General features: G+C 59.7%; 21 protein-coding genes. 8 read left to right on the top strand and 13 right to left on the bottom strand.

Annotated features, from left to right (window positions below; translation table 11 throughout):
• Positions 1-173: 173 nt before the first annotated feature.
• Positions 174-1,694 (top strand): ubiquinone biosynthesis regulatory protein kinase UbiB, encoded by a 1,521-nt coding sequence (gene ubiB, locus RCI20_RS13735; protein ID WP_306606437.1) that lies wholly within the window; start codon positions 174-176, stop codon positions 1,692-1,694.
• Positions 1,694-4,975, top strand: a complete 3,282-nt coding sequence (locus tag RCI20_RS13730; protein ID WP_306606436.1) for a DEAD/DEAH box helicase — start codon at positions 1,694-1,696, stop codon at positions 4,973-4,975. Before ubiB ends, RCI20_RS13730 begins: the two co-directional genes overlap by 1 nt.
• A gap of 4 nt (positions 4,976-4,979) precedes the next feature.
• Here the strand turns inward: RCI20_RS13730 and RCI20_RS13725 are convergent, their stop codons facing one another.
• Positions 4,980-5,480: a CinA family protein gene (locus RCI20_RS13725; RefSeq protein WP_306606435.1), complete on the bottom strand. Its 501-nt coding sequence runs from the start codon at positions 5,478-5,480 to the stop codon at positions 4,980-4,982.
• Positions 5,481-5,710: 230 nt separating this feature from the next.
• Here RCI20_RS13725 and RCI20_RS13720 point away from each other — a divergent pair, with 230 nt between their 5' ends.
• Complete coding sequence (locus RCI20_RS13720; protein WP_306606434.1) at positions 5,711-6,160, top strand: cytochrome c5 family protein; 450 nt, start codon at positions 5,711-5,713, stop codon at positions 6,158-6,160.
• A gap of 90 nt (positions 6,161-6,250) precedes the next feature.
• Here RCI20_RS13720 and RCI20_RS13715 read toward each other — a convergent pair whose 3' ends face one another.
• The 5 genes from RCI20_RS13715 to RCI20_RS13695 all read right to left on the bottom strand — a co-directional run bounded on the left by RCI20_RS13715 (position 6,251) and on the right by RCI20_RS13695 (position 11,665).
• Positions 6,251-8,239: a UvrD-helicase domain-containing protein gene (locus RCI20_RS13715; protein ID WP_306606433.1), complete on the bottom strand. Its 1,989-nt coding sequence runs from the start codon at positions 8,237-8,239 to the stop codon at positions 6,251-6,253.
• Positions 8,240-8,338: 99 nt separating this feature from the next.
• A complete protein-coding gene (locus RCI20_RS13710; protein WP_306606432.1) occupies positions 8,339-8,659 on the bottom strand; it encodes a hypothetical protein in 321 nt (106 codons plus the stop codon).
• 61 nt (positions 8,660-8,720) lie between these two features.
• Positions 8,721-9,431 (bottom strand): DUF4197 domain-containing protein, encoded by a 711-nt coding sequence (locus tag RCI20_RS13705; protein ID WP_306606431.1) that lies wholly within the window; start codon positions 9,429-9,431, stop codon positions 8,721-8,723.
• A gap of 19 nt (positions 9,432-9,450) precedes the next feature.
• Positions 9,451-10,587, bottom strand: a complete 1,137-nt coding sequence (locus tag RCI20_RS13700) for a PilT/PilU family type 4a pilus ATPase (RefSeq protein WP_306606430.1) — start codon at positions 10,585-10,587, stop codon at positions 9,451-9,453.
• A gap of 34 nt (positions 10,588-10,621) precedes the next feature.
• Positions 10,622-11,665, bottom strand: coding sequence for a type IV pilus twitching motility protein PilT (locus RCI20_RS13695; RefSeq protein WP_306606429.1), 1,044 nt, complete (start codon positions 11,663-11,665; stop codon positions 10,622-10,624).
• A gap of 57 nt (positions 11,666-11,722) precedes the next feature.
• Between RCI20_RS13695 and RCI20_RS13690 the strand changes: the two genes are divergently transcribed.
• The 4 genes from RCI20_RS13690 to RCI20_RS13675 are packed head-to-tail and all read left to right on the top strand — an operon-like array spanning position 11,723 to position 14,073.
• Positions 11,723-12,415 carry a YggS family pyridoxal phosphate-dependent enzyme gene (locus RCI20_RS13690; RefSeq protein WP_306606428.1) on the top strand — a complete coding sequence of 231 codons (693 nt, stop codon included), beginning with the start codon at positions 11,723-11,725 and terminating at the stop codon, positions 12,413-12,415.
• Entirely contained in the window at positions 12,412-13,224 is an 813-nt protein-coding gene (proC, locus tag RCI20_RS13685; protein WP_306606427.1) for a pyrroline-5-carboxylate reductase, read from the top strand. The genes RCI20_RS13690 and proC overlap by 4 nt, the downstream gene beginning before the upstream one ends.
• Positions 13,224-13,757, top strand: a complete 534-nt coding sequence (locus tag RCI20_RS13680; RefSeq protein WP_306606426.1) for a YggT family protein — start codon at positions 13,224-13,226, stop codon at positions 13,755-13,757. Before proC ends, RCI20_RS13680 begins: the two co-directional genes overlap by 1 nt.
• 25 nt (positions 13,758-13,782) lie before the next feature.
• Positions 13,783-14,073 (top strand): DUF167 domain-containing protein, encoded by a 291-nt coding sequence (locus RCI20_RS13675; RefSeq protein WP_306606425.1) that lies wholly within the window; start codon positions 13,783-13,785, stop codon positions 14,071-14,073.
• A gap of 76 nt (positions 14,074-14,149) precedes the next feature.
• On the opposite strand, the gene RCI20_RS13670 is transcribed toward RCI20_RS13675, so the two are convergent.
• From RCI20_RS13670 to RCI20_RS13645, 6 genes are all read right to left on the bottom strand, one after another.
• Positions 14,150-14,425 (bottom strand): helix-hairpin-helix domain-containing protein, encoded by a 276-nt coding sequence (locus RCI20_RS13670; RefSeq protein ID WP_306606424.1) that lies wholly within the window; start codon positions 14,423-14,425, stop codon positions 14,150-14,152.
• Between the two features lie 153 nt (positions 14,426-14,578).
• Positions 14,579-15,823, bottom strand: a complete 1,245-nt coding sequence (locus tag RCI20_RS13665) for a dihydroorotase (RefSeq protein ID WP_306606423.1) — start codon at positions 15,821-15,823, stop codon at positions 14,579-14,581.
• 3 nt (positions 15,824-15,826) lie between these two features.
• On the bottom strand, positions 15,827-16,786 hold the full coding sequence (locus RCI20_RS13660; RefSeq protein ID WP_306606422.1) for an aspartate carbamoyltransferase catalytic subunit: 960 nt from the start codon (positions 16,784-16,786) through the stop codon (positions 15,827-15,829).
• Positions 16,779-17,285, bottom strand: a complete 507-nt coding sequence (gene pyrR / locus RCI20_RS13655; RefSeq protein WP_306606421.1) for a bifunctional pyr operon transcriptional regulator/uracil phosphoribosyltransferase PyrR — start codon at positions 17,283-17,285, stop codon at positions 16,779-16,781. The genes RCI20_RS13660 and pyrR overlap by 8 nt, the downstream gene beginning before the upstream one ends.
• Complete coding sequence (gene ruvX / locus RCI20_RS13650; RefSeq protein WP_306606420.1) at positions 17,272-17,697, bottom strand: Holliday junction resolvase RuvX; 426 nt, start codon at positions 17,695-17,697, stop codon at positions 17,272-17,274. Before ruvX ends, pyrR begins: the two co-directional genes overlap by 14 nt.
• A 1-nt stretch (position 17,698) precedes the next feature.
• Positions 17,699-18,259 carry a YqgE/AlgH family protein gene (locus RCI20_RS13645; RefSeq protein WP_306606419.1) on the bottom strand — a complete coding sequence of 187 codons (561 nt, stop codon included), beginning with the start codon at positions 18,257-18,259 and terminating at the stop codon, positions 17,699-17,701.
• A 38-nt stretch (positions 18,260-18,297) separates the two neighbouring features.
• On the opposite strand from RCI20_RS13645, the gene RCI20_RS13640 reads away from it, so the two are divergent.
• Positions 18,298-19,722 carry a deoxyribodipyrimidine photo-lyase gene (locus tag RCI20_RS13640; protein WP_306606418.1) on the top strand — a complete coding sequence of 475 codons (1,425 nt, stop codon included), beginning with the start codon at positions 18,298-18,300 and terminating at the stop codon, positions 19,720-19,722.
• A 49-nt stretch (positions 19,723-19,771) separates the two neighbouring features.
• Here RCI20_RS13640 and RCI20_RS13635 read toward each other — a convergent pair whose 3' ends face one another.
• The gene (locus RCI20_RS13635) at positions 19,772-25,525 is read right to left on the bottom strand and encodes a hybrid sensor histidine kinase/response regulator (protein WP_306606417.1); all 5,754 of its coding nucleotides are present in this window, start codon (positions 25,523-25,525) and stop codon (positions 19,772-19,774) included.
• Between the last annotated feature and the right edge of the window lie 3 nt (positions 25,526-25,528).

Raw genomic sequence — 25,528 nt, 5'->3', positions numbered from 1 at the left:
AAGTAAGGTCCGTGTGGGGACTTGTATTACCACCATCCCCTGATGGAAGAAGTTTATCCGAAGACGTCGTTGTGCCGCGAAGTAATTGGTCATCGACAACGCCACAAGCAGCGTAAGGCGCCGTAGCGTGTTAACATGCCCGATTGACCAAATTCCGGCCAGCCCCCTTTTAAATGCGCCTATTCCGCCTGCTCAAGATCGCCGCCGTAGCCAGCCGTTTCGGGCTGGATGAAATGGTGCTCGAACACGAGCCGAGCGGCCGTCTGGTGCGCCTGGCCAATACCTTGCAGTTCTGGCGCAACCTTTCGGCGCCGCGGGCCGAACGCCTGCGTCTGGCGCTGGAAGCGCTGGGGCCGATTTTCGTCAAGTTTGGTCAGGTACTGTCTACCCGGCGCGACCTGATGCCGACCGACATTGCCGATGAACTGGCACGTTTACAGGATCGCGTACCGCCGTTTGATTCGGCACTGGCCCTTAAGGAAATCGAAAAGGCTTACGGCCGTCCGGCCAGCGAGGTATTTGCCCAGTTTGATCCAGTGCCGGTGGCTTCCGCATCGATTGCCCAGGTGCACTTTGCCCGCTTGCACGATGAGGATGGCGGCCATGAAGTGGCGGTGAAAATCCTGCGCCCCAACATGCTGTCGGTCATCGAGCACGATCTGGCCTTGATGGACAGTGGTGCGCTGCTGCTGGAAAAACTTTGGTCGGATGGCAAGCGCCTGAAGCCACGCGAAGTGGTGGCCGAGTTTGCCAAATACCTGCGCGACGAACTGGACCTGATGCGCGAGGCGGCAAACGCCTCGCAATTGCGGCGCAATTTTACCGATTCACCGCTGTTGACCGTACCCGAGATTCATTGGGACTTCTGTACATCCACGGTGATGGTCATGGAGCGCATGAAGGGCACGCCGATCTCGCAGATCGACAAGTTGCGGGCCGATGGGATCGACCTGTCCAAACTGTCGGCGGCCGGGGTGGAAATTTTCTTTACACAGGTGTTCCGCGACGGCTTCTTCCATGCCGACATGCATCCCGGCAATATTTTCGTCGCCACCGACGGCCGCTACATCGCGCTCGATTTCGGCATCGTCGGCACCTTGACCGACAGTGACAAGAACTACCTGGCGCAGAATTTCCTGGCCTTCTTCCGCCGCGATTACAAGCGCGTCGCCGAGGCCCATATCGAATCCGGCTGGGCGCCGAAAGACACCCGGGTCGATGAGTTTGAAGCGGCCATTCGCGCCGTCTGCGAACCGATTTTCGACCGGCCGCTGAAGGATATTTCCTTCGGCAAAATCCTGCTCCGTCTGTTTCAGACCTCGCGCCGTTTCAATGTCGAGATTCAGCCGCAACTGGTCATGTTGCAAAAAACGCTGCTCAACATTGAAGGTCTTGGTCGCCAGCTCGATCCCGAACTGGACCTGTGGAAAACTGCCAAACCTTTTCTTGAGCGCTGGATGAGCGAACAGGTTGGCTGGCGCGGACTGGTGCGTACGTTCAAGCAGGAAGCGCCTTATCTGGCCCGGACCATTCCCCAGTTGCCGCGACTGGTCCATCGCGCCCTGGCCGAACCGGCCAAGGCTGACCTGCAACCGCAGCTGGAACGGCTGATTGCCGTCCAGCGACAACAGAATGTATGGCTAGCTCTCATTGCCATCCTGCTGGCCACGCTGCTTGGCAGCCACTACTTCTAATGCACACAACTTCCGAACTGGCAGACAGCTTTACCGAGGACGATATCGTCAACTGGCTGGGCGAGGCTGAAATCAGCAAAGCCCGTCCTTATGTTGATTTGGTCCGGGATTTTCATCTTGAGGCCGGAGAAATGCGGGCGGTCGTGCCCGGCTCGGCGCGTCAGCCTTATCAGGTCGAGGCGATGATCGCGCCATCCGGCAAGGCCCGTGTGCTGATCGCCCAATGCACCTGTCCGGTGGCCCGGCGTTGCAAACATATCGCCGCCGTCTTGCTCAAGGCAATCGAGGAGCGTAATCCCAAGGAGCGGGTCAGCAGCAGCGTGATGTCCTGGGTTGAAGACCTGCGCCGGGCATCGATTGCCGTCGCCAAGAAAAAGGCCCGTCCGGCCAGCGCCAAGCAGCAACTGTTCTACATCCTGAAATGGTCGGCTGACCGGCGACGTTTCGGTGTCGAACTGCGCAAGGGAAAATATCCGGAAAACACCGAGGAATGGTGGAAGGTCGACCGGGCACTGGTCACGCCACCGCAATTCGTCAACGAAGACGACCTCGGCATCCTGCGCCTGATCTGGGCCGAGCGCGGCCACGATAGCGGCTTGCGCGCCTACGGGCTGGGCCCGAAACATGGCGCCGAAATTCTTCAACGCATGGCGGCAACGCACCGTCTGTATCCGGAAATCGACCTGACCTTGCCGCTCAATGCCGGTGAGGCACGGCCGGCCAGCGTGGGCTGGCAGATTGACGGTCAAGGTTTCCAGCGCCCGTGTCTCAAGCCGGAGCCGCCGACTGAACTGATTGTTCCGGTCGACCCGCCCTGGTACGTGGATTTGACCGAAGGTGAAACCGGCCCGCTCAGCGTGACTGGTGCACCGGCCGTGGTCAATCGTCTGTTTACGCTGCCGCCACTGTCGGCCAAGGAAGCGGCGCTGGTCGCCGAGGCCTTGTCCGAACTGGCGCCCGAACTGCCGTTGCCGGCCGAGGATGCCAGCGCCCATCTGCGCCTGATCGACCAGGGGCTGCAACCGGTGCTGCAGCTGGAAACCCTGCATACCCACGGCCAGCGTGCATGGCGGGGTTATGCCTACAGTTTCGGCGGCGGGCTGATTGATGTGGCGCATGTGGTTTTCCGTTATGGCGACGCCGACTTGCGTCCGGACGATCAACGGGAGTTCATCACGCTGCCGGAAGGCGAAACGGTGCGTATCAAGCGGCGCCAGGAGGCCGAAGAAAAGGCTCTGGCGGCGCTCGTTGATTGCGGGCTGCAGAAAATCCCGGCCAATTGCCTGAATACCTTTGGTAGCCCGCCGGAAGGCATCTACGGTTTATCTGACGAAGCGGCTTGGCACACCTTCATGCAGGATCTTGCGCCCAGGCTCAAGCTGGCCGGCTGGCAAGTCGAATTCCCGGAGGATTTCCGCCATCACGTGGTCGAAGTCGATGCCTGGGATGCCGAACTGATCGAAGCCGACGACGGCTGGTTCAATCTCGACATGGGCATTCTGGTCGAAGGCGAACGCCTGCCGCTGGCCCCGTTGCTGTCGACCTTGTTCCGGCGCGATCCGCGCTGGCTGGAAGGTGGAGAACTGGGCCGCATTCCGGATGAAGAGCGGATTGAACTACTGACTCCCGGCGGCAAGCGCCTGCGCGTGCCGGCCAGCCGGATCAAGCCACTGGCGGCAACGCTGATCGATTTGTTTGATGGTTTCACGGGCGGCCCGACCCTTCGCCTGTCGCGTTTCGATGCGCCTCGCCTGGCCGAGCTGACCGATACCAGCCGCTGGGAATTTCGTGGCCAGAACGACGTCATGGCGCTGGCCGAACGTCTGCGTTCCGCACAGGGGATTGTCGATATCGCACCGCCGAGTGGTCTGCGCCTAGATTTGCGGCCTTACCAGAAGGAAGGTCTGGCCTGGTTGCAGTTCCTGCGCGAACAGAAACTCTCCGGCATCCTGGCCGACGACATGGGCCTTGGCAAAACGGCCCAGACGCTGGCCCACCTGCTGCTCGAAAAAGAGGGCGGGCGGCTCGACAAGCCGGCGCTGATCATCCTGCCGACGTCGCTGATCTTCAACTGGAAGAGCGAAGCGGCGCGTTTTGCGCCCGACCTGCGCGTACTGTCGCTGCACGGTCCGGAGCGCAAGAGCCGCTTTGGCGAGATTGACTCGCACGACGTGGTGCTGACCACCTACCCGCTGCTCTGGCGTGACGCTGACGAACTGATGCAGCACAGTTATCACCTGCTTATCCTCGACGAAGCGCAGACGGTGAAAAATGCACAGAGTCGCAGCGCCGAAGCGGTACGCAAGATCGACACGCGGCATCGCCTGTGCCTGACCGGTACGCCGCTGGAAAACCATCTCGGCGAGTTGTGGAGCCAGTTCGATTTCCTGTTGCCGGGTTTCCTCGGCAGCAGCAAGCAATTCACCCGACATTGGCGGACGCCGGTCGAAAAGCTCGGCGACACCAACCGGCGCGACCTGCTGGCCCGGCGCATCCGGCCGTTCATCCTGCGCCGCAAGAAGGAAGACGTGGCGCAGGAACTGCCGCCGAAAACCATCATCGTGCGCAGCGTCCAGCTGGAAGGCGCGCAGCGCGACCTGTACGAAACCGTGCGCGCCGCGATGGATGCCAAGGTACGCGACGAGATCGCCCAGCGCGGTTTTGCGCGCAGCCAGATCGTCATCCTCGATGCGCTGCTCAAATTGCGTCAGGTCTGTTGCGACCCTCGACTGGTCAAGGCGATGTCGGCGCGCAAGGTCAATGAGCGGGCCAAGCTGGATCTGCTGATGGCAATGCTGCCGGAACTGGTCGATGAAGGCCGGCGCATCCTGCTGTTCTCTCAATTCACCAGCATGCTGGCGCTGATCGAAGAAGAGCTCGATGCGGCAGGTCTCGCCTACGTGAAAATCACCGGTGACGTGGTTGACCGCGAAACGCCGATCCGCCGTTTCCAGGACGGCGAAGTACCGATTTTCCTGATCAGTCTGAAAGCCGGCGGCGTCGGCCTCAACCTGACCGCTGCCGATACCGTGATCCACTACGATCCGTGGTGGAATCCGGCGGTTGAAAACCAGGCCACCGACCGCGCCCACCGCCTCGGCCAGGACAAGCCGGTCTTCGTCTACAAGCTGATCGTCAGCGGCAGTATCGAAGAAAAGATTCTCGCCTTGCAGGAAAAGAAAGCCGAGCTGGCGGCAGGCATCCTGTCCGAAGATCACAATGTCGAGATCAAATTCGGCAACGACGATCTGGCGGCCCTGTTCGAGCCGCTACCCGACTAAAAGCTCAAGCCAGCAAAGGCTGTTGCGCGATGCACTCGAGCAAGCCGGTTAGCGCATGGCGTACCGCCTGCTCACGGACTGCGGCACGGTCACCGCTGAACAGCCGGCTCTGTGCCACACAACCCGCCTCGCGACCGGCCCAGGCAAAGCTCACCGTGCCGACGGGTTTCTCCGGCGAGCCGCCGCCCGGGCCGGCGATACCGGTGATCGCCACCGACCAGTCGGCGCGGCTATGCGCCAGCACGCCCTGCGCCATTGCCCTGGCTGTCGCTTCGGACACGGCACCGTGGCGGGCCAGCGTGGTTTCCGGTACGCCCAGCATGTCGACCTTGGCGGCATTGGAATAGGTTACGAAACCGCGGTCGAACCAGCCGGAACTGCCGGCCACAGCGGTGACCGACTGGGCTACCCAGCCGCCGGTGCAGGATTCGGCCACGGCCAGCCATTCGCCGCGTTCGACGAGCAGCACACCCAAGCGGGCGGCGAGTTGTTCCAGATCATCCATGGGCAATATCCTGCATTTTGTCGGGTGCTACATTTGGTTACAGAACGGGCACGAAAGAGCGACAGACTGGGGGGCTTCTCCGACTTAAACTGCAAGCGCATTGAACCCCTCCTCTCGAATTCCCCCATTCGAGAATTTCACCCCGCCATTGGCGGGGTTTTTTTTGCGCGATCCTTTGATCGAACCGATATAATTACGCACTTTGTCCAATTTGCACACGGGGTTTCAGCATGGCCGAGCAACATAATTCCAGCCGTATCATGTGGGTGACGATCATCGTTGCCATCGTCCTGATTGCCATTATCTATCCGCTGACCAACAAGTCGTTCAGTGGCGCATCGCAACAGGGTGCCAGCGCTGACGAAGCGGATATCCGCATTCAGCCGGTGGCCAAGTTTGCGCTGGCCAAGGCAGAAGCCCCGGCAGCAGGTGGCGCGCCGAAGGATGGCCCGACGGTTTACAACAGCGTTTGCGGTGCCTGCCACAACTCCGGCGCCGCCGGCGCACCGAAGCTCGACGATAAGGGTGCCTGGGCACCGCGCGTCGCCACCGGCAAGGATGCTCTCTACACGTCCGTACTCAACGGCAAGGGCGCCATGCCGGCCAAGGGGGGTGCATCCGCACTGTCCGACGACGAAATCAAGGGTGCTGTCGATTACATCCTGAGCAAGGTCAAGTAATTCCGCCGAATCAGTGGCGCAAAAAAGGAGGCTGCGGCCTCCTTTTTTGTTGCCAGAATTTGGCTAAAAAATTACGTCGACCGCAATAAATCAGGGTTTCTTGGCTAACATTGCCTTCATCGCATCCAGTCGGGCGCTGCCGGTGGCCTTGTCGGGCGGGGCGGCATCCTTGCCGCCGGAAAACCGAATGTCTTCCTTGCCCATTTCATCGATGAAGCGTGATGGTTCGCAGGCCATCAATTCGCGCGCCTGCTTGCGTTTCTCGCAATAGCTGATGTGCAAGGTGCGCTGGGCGCGGGTGATGCCGACATACATCAGGCGGCGTTCTTCCTGCAGTTTGACGGCGTCGAGTGATTCGCGATGCGGCAGGATGCCTTCTTCGACCCCGACCAGGAAGACATGTTTGTATTCCAGGCCCTTGGCGGCATGCAGGGTCGATAGTTGGACGGCGTCATAATCCTCGTCATTCTGCTTGTCGAGCATGTTGATCAGCGCAATGCTTTGCACCAGATCGACCAGCGTCTTGCCATCGGCTTCACCCTTGCGCTTGATCCACTCGGCAAATTCGCAGACGTTGCCCCAGCGGGTTTGCGCCGTCCGCTCTTCCTCGGCATCGTAAAGATAACTTTCGTAATCGATGGCTTTGATCAAATCAGGCAGCACTTGCTGCGCCGGCTCAGTACTGGCCCGGTGTTGCAGGCGGTTGATGAACTGGCAGAAGGTGAGCAGTGGTTCAAGCTGGCGCGCCTGGACGCGTTGTGCAAAGCCTTCCTCGAAAGCGGCGGCAAACAGCGAAATATGGCGCTCGCCGGCGTAGGTGCCCAGGACCTGCAGGGTCGCCGCACCGATCCCCCGCTTGGGCGTGGTGGCAGCGCGAATGAAGGCCGGATCGTCGTCTTCGTTCGCCAGCATGCGCAGGTAACTGATGATGTCCTTGATCTCGGCCTTGTCGAAAAAGGATTGGCCGCCGGACAGCAGGTAGGGAATCCGCTGGTTGCGCAAATGGGTTTCGAGCAGGCGGGCCAGGTGATTCGATCGATACAGAATGGCGTAATCCTTGAATTTGCCACGATGCTCGAAGCGGTGTGCCTGCAATTTCATGATCACGCTTTCGGCTTCGACTTCGTTGTCCTTGCAGGCACTGACGTAGATCGGTTCGCCGTGGCCCAGTTCGGACCACAAAGTTTTGTCGAACAGCTTTTCGTTGTGCGAGATGACGTTGTTCGCCGCTTTCAGGATTCTTACGGTCGACCGGTAATTTTGCTCAAGTTTGATGACTTTCAGTGCCGGGAATTCGTTCGGCAGCTTTTTCAGGTTGTCGATATCGGCGCCGCGCCAGCCGTAGATCGCTTGATCGTCATCGCCCACTGCCGTGAACTGGGCGCGCACACCGGTCAACAATTTGAGCAGTTGATACTGGCAGGCATTGGTGTCCTGGTATTCGTCCACCAGCAGGTAGCGCAGGCGGTTCTGCCATTTGTCGGTAATTTCCGGGTGCTCGCTGAACAGCTTCACCGGCAGGCCGATCAGATCGTCGAAATCCATCGCCTGGTAGGCCTTCAGCGTCGCCTCGTAAGACAGGTAGGCGTGGGCGGCCAGCACTTCGTGCTCGTCGTTGGCCAGATGGCGGGCGGCTTCCGGTGTGACCAGAGCATTCTTCCAGTTCGAGATGATGGCCTGCAGGCGGCGCAGCGTGCCCTTGTCCACCGTCTTGGCAATGTCGGCGATGATGCCGCCGCAGTCGGCCGAATCGAAAATCGAAAAGCGCGGCTTGTAGCCGAGCGCCTTGGCTTCCTCGCGCATGATGCGCACGCCCAGCGAGTGAAAGGTCGAGATTTGCAGGGCGCCTGCGCTGGGGCCGGGCAAGAGCTTGCCGACGCGCTCCTGCATTTCCTTTGCGGCCTTGTTGGTGAAGGTGATGGCGGCAATGTTGCGTGGCTGGAAACCGCATTCCTCGACCAGATAAGCAATTTTCTGCGTGATCACCCGCGTCTTGCCGGAGCCGGCGCCGGCGAGAACCAGCAGGGGGCCGTCGAGGTAGTGGATTGCTTCGCGTTGCTGGGGATTGAGGCCGGACATGAGTCTCTGAAAAGGGTGCGCCCCGGCTGGGCGGGGCGCTTCTGTGAAGGTGAGGGATTCTACTCCGGCGATTCCGGGCGTGCGTGATGGCGGCAGGTTTCAGGCGTTTTCATCGACCTTGGGAGACCACGGGTTGTTTCCCTGTACAGGTTTGATCAGACGGCTGGATTCACTACCCAGCCCGGAGAGTTGGGCGGCCAGGTGGCGGGTGTCTTCCAGTATTCGTTCACTACCTTCGAATGGTCCCAGTGCTCGTGGGTCCATCTCTGCCATTTCCTGTTGCAGCGAGCGCAGACGATCTGCAACCACGGCTTCGAGTGCTTCAACCCGACGAATCTGCTGGGCCTGGGCGTGGCTGGCACGTTCCACCGCTTCCGGCGAATGGTGCTGGGTGGTCGATTCGATGCGGGAAAGTTTCATGGCAGGACTCCTTGCCTGCTCAACGGCCTTTCCCCAGACCAACTTGAATTACAGGGCCGATTTACAAAGCACCAAAGACCTTTTTCAACAGGGCGCTGCCCGCGGCAACCGGGTTGGAACGCAGGCGCTTTTCTTCTTCGGCAATCATCAGGAACAAGCCATCCATGGCTTTTTGTGTCACGTAACTGTCGATGTCGGCATCTTTCTGGTCGATCAGGCCGGCACTGGCCGCTTTGCCGGCGAACTTGTTGTATTGCTCGGCCAGTTGCAGTTTTTGCGTGGCTGCCTTGACGATGGGGGCGAATTTTGTCGTGAGCTGTTCGGTCGTCGAGCGCTTGAAGTATTGCGTCACGCTGTCCTCGCCGCCTGTCAGGATGGCCTTGGCATCCTGCAGGGTCATCCGGCGGATGGCATCGCTGAGGATGGGCTTGGCTTCTGCTACGGCGTTTTCGGCCGCGTGGTTCATCGTTTCGATCAACTGGTCGGCCTGTTTGCCCATGCCGAACATGCGCAAACCGGATTCCGCCTTTTGCAAATACCCGGGGAGCGGAATCTTTACCTGGCTATTGTTCAGGAAACCATTGCTTTGCCCCAGTGAGGCAACGGCAAAATCGGCACCCTTGGCCAGAGCTTCGCGGACGCCGGAGCCGGCATCGGCGTTGGAAATGGCATCAAGCGGCGCCGCTTGGGCGCCGACTGCGGTCAACATCAGGAAAAGGGCAAAAACCGGCGCGGTAAAACGGGCAAAAGCGCGAGGAGCAGAGCGGGACACAGGAAATACCTCAAAAAAATCAAACGATATCGAGATGGCCGATACCCGAATTCAGGTCGCGTTCTTTCGACTCCTTGCCGTGCAGTTTGATCTGCAGGCGCAAGTCATTGAGCGAGTCGGCATTGCGCAAGGCATCTTCGTAGCTGACCAGGCCACCATCGTAGAGATCGAAGAGTGCCTGATCGAAGGTCTGCATGCCGAGTTCACGCGACTTCTTCATGACTTCCTTCATCTCGTGGACTTCGCCCTTGAAGATCAGGTCGGAAATCAGTGGCGAGTTGAGCATGATTTCGATGCCGGCGACCCGACCTTTGCCATCCTTCTTCGGTAGCAGGCGCTGCGAAACCATGCCGCGCAAGTTGAGCGACAGATCCATCAGCAATTGCTGACGGCGTTCTTCGGGGAAGAAGTTGATGATCCGGTCAATGGCTTGGTTGGTGCTGTTGGCGTGCAAGGTAGCCAGCGCCAAATGGCCGGTTTCGGCAAAGGCAATGGCGTAGTCCATGGTTTCACGATCGCGGATTTCACCCATCAGGATGACATCCGGTGCCTGGCGCAAGGTGTTTTTCAGCGCCGGCCCCCAGTCGTCGGTATCGACGCCGACTTCGCGCTGCGTAACGATGCAGTTCTTGTGGTCGTGCACGTACTCGATCGGATCTTCGATCGTGATGATGTGACCGTACGAGTTCTGGTTGCGGTAATCGACCAATGCCGCTAGCGAAGTGGTCTTGCCGGTACCGGTGCCGCCGACGAAGATGATCAGGCCACGTTTGGTCATCGCCAGATCCTTGAGCACCGGCGGCAAACCAAGTTCGTCCAGCGTCGGGATGGTCATGTTGATGGTGCGGCAGACAATGGCTACCCGTCCCTGCTGAACCAGTGCATTGACCCGGAAGCGACCGATGCCGGTTGGCGAGATGGCGAAGTTGCACTCGCGGGTCGATTCGAATTCAGCCGCCTGCCGGTCGTTCATGATCGACCGGGCCAGTTCTGCGGTGTGCTGCGAGGTCAATACCTGATTCGATACCGGGGTGATCTTGCCGTCGATCTTGATGGCTGGCGGAAAATTCGCCGTAATGAAAAGGTCCGACCCCTTTTTCTGCGCCATCAGGCGCAGCAGGTCGTGCATGAATTTCATTGCCTGATCGCGTTCCATTTTTTCCCCTGTTCAGTATTGTTCGCTGCCGGCATCAGGCCGGGAAGGCATCCTTGTTGGCCGCCTTGTTACGCGCTTCGGCGCTGGACACGACATTGCGCCGAACCAGTTCAAGCAGATTCTGATCGAGTGTCTGCATGCCGACGTTCTGGCCGGTCTGGATCGCCGAATACATCTGCGCCACCTTGTTCTCACGAATCAGGTTGCGGATGGCCGGTGTGCCGATCATGATTTCGTGTGCCGCGATCCGGCCCTGACCATCCTTGGTTTTCAGCAGCGTTTGTGAAATGACGGCGCGCAGCGATTCGGACAGCATCGAACGGACCATTTCCTTTTCCGCTGCCGGGAAGACGTCGACAATCCGGTCAACGGTCTTGGCGGCCGACGAAGTGTGCAGCGTACCGAACACCAGGTGACCGGTTTCGGCCGCTGACAGCGCCAGGCGGATGGTTTCCAGGTCACGCATTTCGCCGACCAGAATGACGTCCGGATCTTCGCGCAGCGCCGAGCGTAGCGCGTTGGAGAAGGACAGCGTGTGCGGTCCGACTTCACGCTGGTTGATCAGGCATTTCTTGGATTCATGAACGAATTCGATCGGGTCTTCAACGGTCAGGATATGGCCGTAGTCATTTTCATTGACGTGATTGACCATGGCGGCCAGCGTGGTTGATTTGCCCGAGCCGGTGGGGCCGGTAACCAGCACGATGCCGCGCGGGAATTCCGAAATGTCCTTGAAGATTTTTGGACAGTTCAGATCTTCGAGCGACATGATCTTCGATGGAATGGTCCGGAAAACCGCGCCGGCACCGCGATTCTGATTGAAGGCATTGACCCGGAAACGCGCCAGGTTGGGAATTTCGAAGGAAAAATCGCACTCCAGCGTTTCTTCATAAATCTTGCGCTGGCCATCGTTCATGATGTCATACACCATGCCGTGCACATCCTTGTGCTCCATCGGCGGCAGGTTGATGCGCCGTACATCGCCATGAACCCGGATCATCGGCGGCAAGCCGGCAGACAGGTGCAAGTCGGAGGCTTTGTTCTTGACGCTGAACGCCAGCAGTTCGGTGATATCCATGCGATTGGTCCTTGGAGCCCGTGTATACTTTGATTGATAGCAAATTCCCGATGGATTATGAGCGCAATCGCCGACAACCTGCAAGCAGTCCTGAGCCGCATCGCAAGGGCGGCCGAGGCGGCTGGACGCTCGCCGCTAAGTATCAACTTGTTGGCAGTGAGCAAGACCAAGCCACTATCCGATGTCCTTGAGGCCGCAGCCGCCGGGCAGTGTGCTTTTGGTGAGAACTACGTGCAGGAAGGCGTGGAAAAACTGCTTGCTGTGGGGCAGGAGAAAAAACTTGAGTGGCATTTCATCGGCCCCTTGCAGAGCAACAAGACGCGCCTGGTCGCCGAGCATTTCGACTGGGTACATTCGGTTGACCGGCTGAAAGTTGCCGAACGCCTGTCCGCTCAACGGCCGGCAGATCTGCCACCCTTGCAGATCTGCCTGCAGGTCAACGTCTCCGGCGAGGCCAGCAAGAGCGGTTGCCAGCCGGCCGATGTGCTTGCCTTGTGCGCGGCCATTGCTGCCTTGCCGCACCTGCAGCTGCGCGGCTTGATGACCATTCCGGAACCAGTTGACGACATCGCTGCCCAGCGCCTGCCATTTCGTCAGTTGCGCGAACTCGCAGCCCAGGTGCAGGCTACGGGCATTGCACTCGATACTTTGTCCATGGGCATGTCCCACGATCTTGAGGCCGCCATTGCCGAGGGCGCCACGCTGGTGCGTATCGGCACGGCCATTTTTGGTGAAAGAAATTACGCATGAAAATCCTGTTTCTCGGTGGTGGCAATATGGCCAACGCATTGATCGGCGGTATGGTGAAGCAGGGCTTTGTCGCGGCCGATATTCATGTCATCGATCCCGGTGCCGAAGCCCGCGAACGGCTGACTGCGGCTTATGCGGTCAACTGCCACGCAACGGCAGAAAGCGCACCGGCCAGTCCCGATGTGCTGCTGCTCGCGGTCAAGCCGCAGCAGATGAAGGAAGCCGTCGCGCCGCTGCTTGGCAAGCTGGGATCGGCGCTGGTCGTCAGCATTGCAGCCGGGCTGGACATGGCGGCCTTGTCGCGCTGGCTGGGCGGGCATCGCAAGATCGTCCGCTGCATGCCGAATACCCCGGCGCTGGTTGGTGCCGGCATCACCGGTTTGTGTGCCTTGCCGGACGTCAATGAGGCGGAAAAAGCCGTGGCTGACCGCGTGCTGCGCGCCGTCGGCAGCACCGTGTGGATTGATGACGAAGCCCGGATGGATGGCGTGACAGCGATTTCCGGCAGTGGTCCGGCCTATGTTTTCCTGTTCATTGAAGCGCTGCAGCAAGCCGCTTCCGATCTCGGTTTTACGCCGGAACAGGGACGCCAACTGGCCATTGAGACGGTGCAGGGGGCTGCTACGCTGGCCGCTCAGTCTGTTGAGCCAGCGGCCGTCCTGCGCGAACGGGTGACGTCGAAGGGCGGTACTACTGAGGCTGCGTTGCGCGTGATGCTGGAGCGCGGCGTCAAGGACGGTATCGTCGCCGGCTGCAAAGCGGCCGACGCGCGTGGTCGAGAGTTGGGGAAACTGTTGGGGGCCGATTGATGCAAGCCGTCTTTTTTCTGCTCAATGCAGTCGTCAGCTTCTTTTGTACGTTGTTTTTACTTCGTTTCATCATGCAAATGGCGCGCGTCTCGTTCGCCGGCCAACTCGGCGATTTTGTGATCAAGCTGACCAACTGGGCGGTCAAACCCTTGCGCCGCATCCTGCCAGGTTTCGGCGGGGTCGATTGGGCCAGTCTGGTGGCTGCGCTGTGGCTGCAACTGATGCTGTCCGGCCTGATTGTCGCGCTATCGCCGGTCGAACTGGGCGCCGATGATTTAGGCCTGCTGTTGATGATCCTGATGCTGGCGATTCGCAGTGTATTGCGTCTGACCGTGTACATCATGATCGGCGCCCTCATTCTGCAAGCCGTATTGTCCTGGGTTAACCCGTACTCGCCGGTTGCGCCGACGGTCAATCAACTGGTCCGCCCCATCCTCGACCCGATCCGTCGTTTTGTGCCGTTGATTGCCGGTATCGACCTGTCGCCGCTGGTCGCCATCCTGCTGCTGCAGGTGGTGCTGATGTTTGTCTGATGGCGTATCCCCTGAGTCTACGTATTTGAGCCTCTGGTACCGGATCGGCGCAGCGGGGCGAATCACTCTGACCCTGCATATTCAACCCGGTGCAAAGAAGACCGAGTTTGCCGGATTGCATGGCGATGCACTGAAAATTCGTCTGGCTGCGCCCCCGGTCGATGGCAAGGCGAATGCTGCTTTGATTGCATTCGTTGCTGACCGCCTGGCTCTCGCCAAATCGGCCGTTACCCTGAAAAGCGGTCAGACATCCCGGCGCAAGGTGCTTGAAGTGACTGGGGTGGCGGAAGCCTGTATCGCCGCATTGGCCAACTGAGAAGTCACGGCGGAGTTATCCGCCGTGAATCTTGCCGTAGCTCCGTAACGGCAATTGTGCCGTATGCAACGGCGGCTTATTTCTTCTTGACTGCGTTGCCGTCACCGACCGTCAGATCAGGACGCAGTTTCTCGATGCTTTTCTCGCCAAAACCCTTGACCAGCGTCAGGTCGTCGACCGACTTGAACGGGCCATTCTTTTCGCGATATTCGACGATGGCCTTGGCTTTGCCGGGGCCAACCCCTTTGAGGGTGTCGAGTTCGGCAAGCGTTGCCGTATTCAGATTGACGGCGGCAAAAGCCGTTCCAATGCTGGCCAGCAGCGCCAGACCCAAGGTAATGACACGCTTCATTCTTTATCTCCCAGAATAAATTTCCGCCTGCGCGGAACAGACGCACCGGCCATCCGGTACGCCAAAATATTCTATAGGAATATGACATAAGAATGTAAGCCAAAAAATACGGCCACTGGGGCCGTATTCCTGCAGGCTGAGGTGCCAGTAGTGTCAATAGACGATACGCCCATCCACCAGCGTGTGCCGGACCTTGCCGGCCATCATGTAACCCAGCCAGGGCGAGTTTTTGCCCCGACTCTTCAGTGCTTCCGGGGTCAGTTGCCAGTTGGCTTGTGGATCGAAGATACAGATATCAGCCGCCGCACCGGTTTCCAGCGAACCGCCGGGCAGGCCGAGAATGGCGGCCGGCGCACAGGTGATGCGGGCCAGCGCATCGGACAAGGAAACGCCCGCTGCTTCAGCCCATTTCAGGGTCAATGGCAGCAGGACTTCCAGGCCGGTGGCCCCCGGTTTGGCTTCGCCGAACGGCACCAGCTTGTCGTCGGCGCCGACCGGTGTGTGGTCCGAACAGATGGCGGCCCAGCCGCTGGCTGCTGCGGTCGACAGCGCCGCGCGGTCATTTTGCGTGCGCAGTGGCGGTTTGAAGCGGGCGTGCGGATTGAAGAAGCCGATGTCGTTTTCGGTCAGGAGCAAATGATGCACACCGATATCGAAACTGACCGGCAAGCCGTCATCCATCGCGGCTTTGGCCAATTTGACACCGGCTGCCGACGACAGGCGGGTCAGATGTACCCGGCAACCGGTATCGCGCACCAGTTGGACGATGGTGGCAATGGCGATGGTTTCGGCAGCGACCGGGATGCCAGCCAGGCCGAGGCGACTGGAGACTTCGCCATCGTGTGCAATACCGTTGCGCGACAGCCAGTAATCCTGCGGTTGCAGGAAAACCGGGAACTTGAAGGTTGCAGCGTATTCCAGTGCGCGCAGCAGCGCTTCGGTATCGACCACCGGCACCTTGGCTTGCGAAAAGGCGACGCAACCGGCTTTCTTCAGACCGGCCAGTTCGGCCAGGCGCTCGCCTTTGAGGCCAAGGGTCAGGGCGCCGAGCGGCAGCACGCGGGCCTTGCCGATTTCTTCGCCACGATGCACCAGGCGGTCGGCCAGTTCGGGTTCGTCGAGCGGTGGGTCGGCGTCCGGCGGCACGACGACGCTGGTGACGCCCCCGGCAACGGCGGCGGCCAGTTCGGCTTCGATGGAATTCAGTCGGGCGCCCAAGTCGATCAGGCCGGGACAAACGATGCAGCCGCTGGCATCGATACTTTGCCCGGCGACAAAGCCAGCCGGTGCTTCGCCGATACTGGCAATCTTGCGGTCAACGATGAAAAGCGAGGTATTTTCGCGGTCGACCGCATTTTTCGGGTCAATGACGCGGCCATTCTTGATTTCGATGTTCATGGATCAATTCCCCGCAACTATGCTCATGACCGCCATGCGTACGGCGATCCCGAAAGTGACCTGCGGCAGGATGACGGCCTGCGGCCCGTCGGCGACTGCCGAATGGATTTCCACGCCGCGATTCATCGGCCCCGGATGCATCACGATGGCATCCGGCTTGGCCAGTGCCAGCTTCTGCGGCGTCAGGCCGTAGTGGCGGAAATACTCGCCAGCCGAGGGCAGCAGTGCGCCGGTCATGCGTTCGTTCTGCAGACGCAGCATGATCACCACGTCACAGTCCTTCAAGCCTTCTTCCATGTCGTGGAAGACATGCACGCCCAGCTTGTCGAGATGTTTGGGCAACAGCGTTTCCGGGCCGATGGCGCGGACTTCCGGGACGCCCAGCGTGGTCAGTGCGTGAATGTCGGAGCGGGCGACGCGCGAGTGCAGGATGTCGCCGACGATGGCCACACGCAATTGCGTGAAGTCCTTCTTGTAATGGCGGATGGTGTACATGTCGAGCAGGCCCTGCGTCGGATGCGCGTGACGACCATCGCCGGCATTGACCACGTGGATGTCGTCGCGACCGGCCCGTTGCAGGTGTTCGGCAATCAGGTAAGGTGCGCCGGAAGAAGCATGGCGGACGACGAACAGGTTGGCGTGCATGGCACACAGGTTGTCGATGGTATCGAGCAGCGTCTCGCCCTTACTGGCCGACGACTTGTTGATGTCGAGATTGATCACGTCGGCGCTCAAGCGCTTGGCGGCGATCTCGAAGGTGGTGCGCGTGCGCGTCGAATTCTCGAAGAACAGGTTGAAAACGCTCTTGCCACGCAGCAGCGGCACTTTCTTGACCTCGCGCGCCGAGACTTCCATGAACGATTCGGCGGTGTCGAGAATCTGGTCGAGGATGCGTTTGGGCAGGCCTTCGACCGACAGCAGATGGGTCAGCTCACCATCCTTGTTCAACTGCGGGTTATGCATTTTCCAGTCTCCAGGCGAGTTGACCGCAATCTTTCTTCTCCAGCACCAGGCTTTGCTGCGCGCTCAGTGCGACATCCCAGATACCCCAGGTCGCCGCAACCGGCAGTTCACGGCCGCCGCGATCCGCCAGCACGGCCAGATCGACGGCTGCCGGACGACCGTAATCGAACAGCTCGTTGATCGCCGCCCGCGTCGTGCGGCCGGTGTACAACACATCATCGACCAGGATGATGTGCCGGCCTTCGACATCGAAGGGAATCAGCGTCGGCTTGACCTGCGGGTGCAGACCTTTTTCGGAGAAATCATCGCGATAGAAGGAAACGTCGATCAGGCCGATTTCCTCGCTCAGGCCGAGCAATTCGCTCAGGCGTTCGGCAATCCAGGCGCCACCGCTGTAAATGCCGACCAGCGCGGGATTTTTGCCGAGTTGCGGACGAATCAGGTCGGCCAGTTGCCGACATTGGGCTTCGGCATCGGGCAAGGGTTCATTGGGGTGCATGCGGCGGACTTTCGAACCAGGTTTGAAGAATGAGTTGAGCCGCCACCGCGTCGAGCAGCGGCTTGGCGGATTTGCTGTTGCGGCCGGTTTCTCTGAGCCGCGCCTCGGCATCGAGCGAGGTCAGGCGTTCATCGGCGAAAGAAACCGGCAAATTGAAGCGTTTTTTCAGACGTTCGGCGAACTTGGTCGCCAGACGGGTCATTTCGTGCGGCGTACCGTCAGCGTGCGTCGGCAAGCCGACGACCAATTGCTCCGGTTGCCACTCGGCGATCAGCTTGCCGATGGCGGCGAAGCGGTCGTCATTCGATTCGGCGTGAATAACGGTCAGCGGATGGGCGCTGCTCAGCAAGGTTTCGCCCGTCGCGACGCCGATGCGCTTCTCACCGAAATCGAAAGCCAGCACGGTCCCCACGTCAGGCGTGCCCGGCGACGTCGGAAAGTTGCGAGAAGCTGATACCCAGCTTCTGCATGGCGGCCGGCAGGCGCTCTTCCGGCGGCAGGTCGAACAGGATGCTGGACCTTGCCGGTACCGTCAGCCAGGAGTTTTGTGCCAGTTCGTCTTCCAGTTGCCCGGCGTCCCAGCCCGAATAACCCAGCGAGACAATGATTTCCGACGGCAAACCGGCACTGCCCACCGAGGCCAGCACGTCGCGCGAACTGGTCAGGCCGACTTCGTCACTGACCTTCAGCGTCGATTGCCACTGGCCGAGCGGACGATGCAGCACGAAGCCGCGATCGAGCTGTACCGGGCCGCCGAAATAGACCGGCAGATTGGCCAGCGTCTCTTGCTCCAGCTTGATGTCGATCTTCTCGAACAGGCCGGCCAGAGTCATGTCGATCGGGCGATTGACAATAATTCCCAGCGCACCGTTCTCGGTGTGCTCGCAAATGTAGACGAGCGCATGGGAAAAATAAGGGTCTTCCAGACTCGGCATCGCGATCAGGAAGTTATCGGTCAGGTTGACGTTGTCCATAGCTGGAATTTTAATCGTCGGCGGGGTACAAACCCAACATGAAAAAACAAAAAGCTCTCGTCTGGTTCCGCCGGGACATGCGCGACCATGACCATGCCGCACTGGCGGCCGCCCTTGCCAACGCCGAAACCGTTTACTGCGCCTTCATCTTCGACCGTGACATTCTGGATGTCTTGCCCAGCCAGCATGATCGGCGCGTGCATTTCATCCATGCGTCGCTGCTTGAACTGGATGGCGCATTGCGCGCCCGGGGCGGCGGGTTGATCGTCCGGCAGGCCCGGGCGGTCGATGAAATTCCCGCACTGGCGCTGGAGCTGGGCGTCGACGCCGTGTTTGCCAATCGCGATTACGAGCCGGCGGCGAAGCAGCGCGACAGCGAAGTCGGCACACGGCTGGCAGCCGCTGGCATTGCCTTTAAGACGCTCAAGGATCAGGCGATTTTTGATGGCGACGAAGTACTGACCCAAGCCGGCAAATCCTTCACGGTGTTCACGCCGTACAAGAATGCCTGGCTGAAGCGTCTCGGCTCAGCAGATATCGCGCGCTGCGAATGCTCCGGTCGACTGGCCGCACTGCCCGAAAATGCGGCACAAGCTGCCATCCCGACGCTGGCCGATCTGGGTTTCGCCGAAACCGATCTGGAAAAGCTCGGTATTCAGCCCGGCATGTCCGGCGCCCGGGTGCTGTGGGACGATTTCCGGGCCGGCCGGATCAAGCGTTATGGCGCACTGCGCGATTTCCCGGCGGTAAAAGGCGTCAGTTATCTTTCGGTCCACCTGCGTTTCGGCACGATTTCCATCCGCGAACTGGTCGGCATAGCACTCGCCGAACAGGCCGATACCTGGCTCAGCGAACTGATCTGGCGCGATTTCTACTTCATGATCCTCGACCGTTTCCCGCAGGTCGTCGAACGTTCCTTCAAGCCCGAATACGACGCCATCCGCTGGGACGACTGGCCGGAGGCCTTGGCCGCCTGGCAGCAGGGACGCACCGGCTATCCGCTGGTCGACGCGGCGATGCGCCAGTTGAATCACAGCGGCTGGATGCACAACCGCCTGCGCATGGTCGTTGCATCCTTCCTGTGCAAAGACCTCGGCCTCGACTGGCGACTCGGCGAGCGCTACTTTGCCGAGCAACTGAATGATTTCGACCTGTCGGCCAACAACGGCGGCTGGCAATGGGCCGCCTCGTCGGGTTGCGACGCCCAGCCGTATTTCCGCATTTTCAACCCGCTCAACCAGTCGGAGAAATTCGACCCGGAAGGCAAGTTCATCCGCCGCTATGTGCCGGAACTGGCCAAGGTGCCGGAAAAATACATCCATGCACCGTGGAAAATGGGCCGCGTCGAACAGGAAGCACTAGGCATCGTGATCGGACGCGATTACCCGGCACCGATTGTCGACCATGCAGCGGCCCGTGAGAAAACGCTGGCCCGTTATGGCGTGGTGAAAAAAACGCCATAGGGAAAAGCCGTTTGCAGCACGTTGACCGCAATATTGCGGTCAACGTCGTTCAGGAGGCTTTTTTGCAATAGCCAGCCAGCAAGGCCAGCAATTCCTCTTCGTCGTAGGGCTTGCCGAGATAGTGGTTGGCCCCGATTTCCAGTGCGTAGTTGCGGTGCTTGTCGGCGGTGCGCGAGGTGATCATGGCAATCGGAATGTTACGCAGACGTTCATCGGCGCGTACGTTACGGACGAAATCGAAGCCGTCCATGCGCGGCATTTCGACGTCGGACAGAATGACGTCCGGCATTTCTTCGGTCAATTGCTCCAGCGCATCCACGCCATCCTTGGCGAGAATGACCTGATAGCCTTCGCGCAGCAGCAGGCGACTGGTGATCTTGCGCACGGTGAGCGAGTCATCGACTACCATGACCGTCGGCAGGTGCTGGATGGTTTGTGCCACCGGTTCGGCAGAACCTGGCTGGACGTACGAAGCGGCATCCTGCGGCTGGAGCCGTCCGGCCAGCGCGACCGGGTTGAGGATCAGCATCACCTGACCATCGCCCAGAACCGTTGCTCCGGCAATGCCGACCACGCGGGCAAGCTGGGCGCCGACGTTCTTGACCACGACTTCCTGATTGCCCTTGAGTTCGTCGACCAGCACGGCTACGCGCTGGGCACCGGCCCGTAGCAGCAGTACCCAGTATTGGCGGTGGGCTTCAGGTTGTGCGCTCAGGTCGCCCAGCAGATGGGGCAGGAAATGGAAGGGGTAACGATTGCCTTGCCATTGGGCTTCGCCGGCTTCACGGATTGCCGTCAGCCCTTTTTCCTTCAGTTCCAGGACCTGTTCGATCATGGTCGAAGGCACGGCATGTTGTTGGCTGCCGGCACGAACCAGCAGGGTTTGCATGACGGCCAGCGTCAGCGGAAGATAGAGCCGGAATGTCGTGCCGCGAGCGCTTTCGGTCTCGATTTCGATCCGTCCGCCCAATTCGGCAACGGCTGTTTTCACGACATCCATGCCGACGCCCCGCCCGGACACCTGGGTCAGCTCGGTTGCGGTCGAGAAGCCCGGCTGGAAAATGAAATCGAGCAGTGCTGCATCGCTGATTTCCTGATCGGGCAACAATAATCCCATGGCTTCAGCCCGCGCACGGATGCGCTGGCGATCCAGACCCTTGCCGTCATCGGTCAGGGAAAGCACGATTTCGTTGGCTTCCTGAACCAGCTTGAGGGTGATTTCGCCGGTTTCCGGCTTGTCGACCGCAGCACGCTGTTCGCGGGTCTCGATGCCGTGGGTCACGGCATTGCGCAGCATGTGCTCGATCGGCGCCATCATCTTGTCGAGTACCGAGCGGTCGATTTCCACCTGGCCGCCAACAATATCGAAATTGGCCCGCTTGCCGACTTCCTTGGCGGTTTGCCGGACGATGCGATACAGGCGCTCCGCCTGGCTGGCAAAGGGCAACATCCGGACGCCCATCAGTTCCTGCTGCAGCCCGCGGTTCAAGCGGGCCTGGGCGAGAATTGCGGCATTCGCATCGTCCAGATTCTTGAGCAGATTCTGTTGAACGGTGGCCACGTCATTGACCGATTCGGCCATGAAGCGGGTCAGTTCCTGGAAGCGGGTAAAGCGGTCGAGTTCCAGCGGATCGAATTCGGCCTCGCTGTCGTGCGTTTGTGCGACGTGGGCCTGAATCTGCGATTCCGCCTGGATCTCGATTTCGCGCAACTGGCGGCGCAGGCGAATGACGTTTTCCGTCAAATCGAGCAACGACCCCTTCAGGCTGCGCATTTCGCCTTCGATCCGGGCGCGGGCAATCGACAATTCCCCGGCTTCGTTAACCAGCCGGTCGATCAGGTCGGCACGTACCCGCAGCATGGCACGTTGGCCGCTATCTGTATTCGTCTCGGCGTCGTTTTCCGTAGTGCTCGCCGGCAACTGGGGCTGTTCGCTTGCGGTCGACGGCTCGGTGGACGGGATTTCCGTGCTGACAGGCTCATCCGGTGGGCCGCTGCGTAAGTGTTCGGTGGCCAAGGCCAGCGCATCGCAAGCCATTTCGATTTCGTCGATGAAGGCTGAATCTGCGCTACCGGCAGTCATCACTTCCTGAACACGGGTTTCAAGCAGGTGGGTTGCCTCGCCCAAGTTCATGGCCCCAGCCATCCGGGCATTGCCCTTGAAGGTGTGCAGCACGCGGGAAATGGCTCGCGGTGCCGCCTCTTCGCCAAGGCCGGCGCGCCAGGCGCGCAATTGCTCGGTCAGTTCGCGTAGCTGGTCTGCTGCTTCTTCCAGGAAAATCGGCAGCAGTTGTTCATCCAGTTCATCGGTCAGTGGTGCTGGCGCTTCGGTCGGCAAGGGCTCCACATGCGCCGCGATCTCTTCGACGGCAACTGTTGTTCGGACGCCCGGCAATTGAATGATCCGGGCGCTAGCGGAAGATTCGGATTTTTCTTCCATCTGCGGTGCCGGGTGATAAATCTCCTCCAGGGCACCAATCAGTTGTGTTTGCTCCTCCGGCGCTTGCTGTGCGGCCAGTCCGGCGAACATCTGCTCCAGCGTCATGATGGCCTGACGCACGGTCTCCAAGCCCTCAATGCTGTTTGGCTGGGCAGAGCCATCGCGGCGCAACAGGGCGTGTTCCAGGCTGATCGCCAGGTGGTTCAGCGGCATCAGTCCAACTGTTGCGGCAATGCCGCCCAGCGTGTGTGCGGCCCGCGTCATTTCAAACGTCATTGGCGAGGCTGGCGCGGCTTCCAGTACAGCGAAACTGTCAACCAAGGTTTGCAAGTGACCGCGCGCTTCTTCGCGGAAAATGTCGTAGAGCGTTGGCGAACTGCTGGTAACCGGCAAAACTTCATCAGCATCAGCATCAGCATCAGCATCAGCATCAGCATCAGCATCAGCATCAGCATCAGCATCAGCATCGGTGGCCGGTGTGGGTGTTGCATCGATAGCGGGCAGAATTTCCTCTGCATCAAGCATCAGCAACTCTTCAAAAGCTTCTGCCGTTGCCTGCAATTGCAGATCGTTGTCATGCCGGGCGGGGACTTCTTCAGCGACTTCTTCAGCGACTTCTTCAGCGACTTCTTCAGCGACTTCTTCAGCGACTTCTTCAGCGACTTCTTCAGCGACTTCTTCAGCGACTTCTTCAGCGACTTCTTCAGCAACTTCTTCAGCAACTTCTTCAGCAACTTCTTCAGCAACTTCTTCAGCGACTTCTTCAGCGACTTCTTCAGCGACTTCTTCAGCGACTTCTTCAGCGACTTCCTCAGCAACTTCTTCAGCAACTTCCTCAGCAACTTCCTCAGCAACTTCCTCAGCAACTTCCTCAGCAACTTCCTCAGCAACTTCCTCAGCAACAACTGCCGGCGGGCTGGCGAGGGGGGGTACGGCGACCGAAGGGAGTGCCGCCAGTATCGGGTCGTCGCCTCGCAGATGCGCGGCAAGTGCCGTCAGCGCACTGCTATCGGGCGCAGTGCCTGCACCGGTTTCCAGATGTTTGACCCATTCGGAGAACAGCGTGTGGGTATTGTCGATCAGGCCGATCAATTCGGGCGTCACCGCCATGTCCTGGCGTAACCAGAAATTCAGCGTCTGTTCGATTTCCCAGGCGGTTTCGCCCAGTGCGCTCAGTCCAACCATGCGGCCGGAGCCTTTGAGCGTGTGACTGGCCCGGCGGATCGTGGTCAGTGCTTCGCCATTGTGCGGGTCGATGAGCAGTACGGCCTTTTGTTCCCCCATCGTGGCCAATACGTCATGAGCTTCTTCGATGAAGATTGCCAGGAGTTCGGCGTCGATTTCCTCGTGGCTGGCGCCGGCCAGTTGCAAGGTTTCTGCCGATGGCTGGGGGGCTTCGCGTTGTTGTGTTGGCAAACCCGATAGGGCAGAGTCGATTTGTTCACCGGAGGCCAGTGCGGCAAGTGCTGCTTTGGCGGATGCTTCCAGTGTGCGGTCTGCAACCAGATCGGCATCTTTCTGGATGGCCTCGAGATTTTGTTTCAGTTCATTTTGCAGCTTTGCATCATCAGGTGTTTCGCGCAATGCATCGGCCAAGGCTCGTGTTTCACGTGCTTGCTGGGCCAGCTCAGCCTCAACCGTGAGAGGCTCTACCTTGTCTTCGCTGTCTTGTGCTGCTTGTTCGCCATGCAGGCGGCGAACAAAATCGTCGAAGCTGTTTTCTCCATGTTGGAGCGAGTCTACGAAGAAGCCGAGAACTGACAGTTCATCGGCAACCCGCTGAAAGTCGCCTTCGACGGGTTGGTAGCTTGGTGCTGCAAATCCGGCGATGCGCGAAATTGCCGCCTTGAGGCTGTTGACCGCAGAAAAATGGCCGAGCATGGCCAATGCTCCGCTGATTTGCTTCAGCGGGGCATCCAGCAAGCCCATATCCAGTCCCTTGGCTGGATTGCGGAAAAAGCTGTCGAGCGCTTGTTCAATTTGTGCCAGGTTATTCTGGATTTCGCGCCCGACTTGGGCAATCAGCAGTTTTTCCTGTGCCCGTCGCGTCATTTCATCGAGCAGCGGCACATCGCCGCCACTGGCTGGACGTCCTGCGATGCAGGCGTAGAGCCGTTCCACCATCAAATCTACTTGTTGGGCAAAATCGTTGCCCAAGTGCTTGAAGTTGTCGTGGGCGCTCTGTAACAGCAGGATCGCTGTCGCTACTTCCATGGCAACGCTGTCGTTGAAGCGGCTAGCGTCTTCCTGTAACCAATTGGCAATTGCGGCCAGGGCCTGACCCAGTCGCTTGAGATCGGTTTGTCCGATTTCGCTGGTCAGTTGGGCGCCCGTATTGGCCTGTTCAGCAAAGGCTGAGAGACTTGCCGGACTGCCTGCGCAGTATTTGTTCCAGACTTCTTCAATACTGCCAAGCAATTCGCGCAAGCGACGCAAGGCGACTTCCTGTACCTTGGGCAACGACTGGATTGTTGCAGCGGCAGGAATCAGCGCGGGCAAGGCAAAAACCTGCTGGACCTGCGCGAGTAGCGAGTTTTCCTCCGCGGTGGCCCGCGCCACGTAGTACAGCGCTTCGCGCATGACACGCTCGGCCAGATTGCTTGAGCCTTCAAGGAGTCGGCGGATTTGCAGATCGATACCGGAGCATAACTGGCGGGCTGGTACTTCCCCTGCCAGTTGCGGGTTCTCCAGCGCTTCGAGAAACGCCTGGGAGACCCACCAGAAAGAACGCGCTATCGAGTTGGGTTGAATGGCTTCAATCGCGGCCAGTGCCTGGCGCATTTCCTGTCGCCCCGTGGCTGCGAGTGCCGGCTTGGTCAGGTGCTGCAGCAAGCCTTTCTGAAAGCGGGCGCGCTGGGTGCGCAGGATCTGCCGCATTTCGTCTGTCGACAGGTCGGGCGCAATGACCGAGGATTTTGGCGGGCGCTGGCTCAGATCAGGGTAAAAAAGGTCGCAAGGGTGGGGCGCGGGTAGTCCGCGTGCCTTGGCCAATTGGTTGAAAACAGGAAATACGCGCAGAGGCTGGTGGGGTTCGCCAGCCATCAGATCATCGAGATACTGGCTGAGGGTTGCCAGTGCCGCACGCAAGGTGGCTTCTGTATCTGCATCACATGTCTGGCGCTGCTCTTCGAGCGCCAGCAGGAGTGCCTCAAGTGATTCGGTGAGATCGGTGATGCCGTTCAAGCCGACCATGTCGAGCGCACCGTGAACCTGGTGCACGTGGGTACGACAGAACTTGAGCTGTGTTGCATCGGCACTGGAGACGAATTGGCCCAGCGCCTCTTCGGCGCGGAGCAGTGCCTGGTCAATCTCGCCCTTGACCCAGGTTAGTGGGCCCAAATCAAATTCAGTTGCCGCGTTCATGCT

Origin of the sequence: Azonexus sp. (assembly GCF_030824335.1) — a bacterium.
Lineage (GTDB): Bacteria > Pseudomonadota > Gammaproteobacteria > Burkholderiales > Rhodocyclaceae > Azonexus.
Note: the sequence above shows the minus strand (reverse complement) of the source record. Positions and strands in the feature narration are given on the sequence as shown.

Excerpts from the sequence above, each read along its gene's own strand:
- ubiB (WP_306606437.1), top strand. The coding sequence starts at position 174 with ATGCGCCTATTCCGCCTGCTCAAGATCGCCGCCGTAGCCAGCCGTTTC.
- RCI20_RS13730 (WP_306606436.1), top strand. The coding sequence starts at position 1,694 with ATGCACACAACTTCCGAACTGGCAGACAGCTTTACCGAGGACGATATC.
- RCI20_RS13725 (WP_306606435.1), bottom strand. The coding sequence starts at position 5,480 with ATGGATGATCTGGAACAACTCGCCGCCCGCTTGGGTGTGCTGCTCGTC.
- RCI20_RS13720 (WP_306606434.1), top strand. The coding sequence starts at position 5,711 with ATGGCCGAGCAACATAATTCCAGCCGTATCATGTGGGTGACGATCATC.
- RCI20_RS13715 (WP_306606433.1), bottom strand. The coding sequence starts at position 8,239 with ATGTCCGGCCTCAATCCCCAGCAACGCGAAGCAATCCACTACCTCGAC.
- RCI20_RS13710 (WP_306606432.1), bottom strand. The coding sequence starts at position 8,659 with ATGAAACTTTCCCGCATCGAATCGACCACCCAGCACCATTCGCCGGAA.
- RCI20_RS13700 (WP_306606430.1), bottom strand. The coding sequence starts at position 10,587 with ATGGAACGCGATCAGGCAATGAAATTCATGCACGACCTGCTGCGCCTG.
- RCI20_RS13695 (WP_306606429.1), bottom strand. The coding sequence starts at position 11,665 with ATGGATATCACCGAACTGCTGGCGTTCAGCGTCAAGAACAAAGCCTCC.
- RCI20_RS13690 (WP_306606428.1), top strand. The coding sequence starts at position 11,723 with ATGAGCGCAATCGCCGACAACCTGCAAGCAGTCCTGAGCCGCATCGCA.
- proC (WP_306606427.1), top strand. The coding sequence starts at position 12,412 with ATGAAAATCCTGTTTCTCGGTGGTGGCAATATGGCCAACGCATTGATC.
- RCI20_RS13680 (WP_306606426.1), top strand. The coding sequence starts at position 13,224 with ATGCAAGCCGTCTTTTTTCTGCTCAATGCAGTCGTCAGCTTCTTTTGT.
- RCI20_RS13670 (WP_306606424.1), bottom strand. The coding sequence starts at position 14,425 with ATGAAGCGTGTCATTACCTTGGGTCTGGCGCTGCTGGCCAGCATTGGA.
- RCI20_RS13665 (WP_306606423.1), bottom strand. The coding sequence starts at position 15,823 with ATGAACATCGAAATCAAGAATGGCCGCGTCATTGACCCGAAAAATGCG.
- RCI20_RS13660 (WP_306606422.1), bottom strand. The coding sequence starts at position 16,786 with ATGCATAACCCGCAGTTGAACAAGGATGGTGAGCTGACCCATCTGCTG.
- pyrR (WP_306606421.1), bottom strand. The coding sequence starts at position 17,285 with ATGCACCCCAATGAACCCTTGCCCGATGCCGAAGCCCAATGTCGGCAA.
- RCI20_RS13645 (WP_306606419.1), bottom strand. The coding sequence starts at position 18,259 with ATGGACAACGTCAACCTGACCGATAACTTCCTGATCGCGATGCCGAGT.
- RCI20_RS13640 (WP_306606418.1), top strand. The coding sequence starts at position 18,298 with ATGAAAAAACAAAAAGCTCTCGTCTGGTTCCGCCGGGACATGCGCGAC.
- RCI20_RS13635 (WP_306606417.1), bottom strand. The coding sequence starts at position 25,525 with ATGAACGCGGCAACTGAATTTGATTTGGGCCCACTAACCTGGGTCAAG.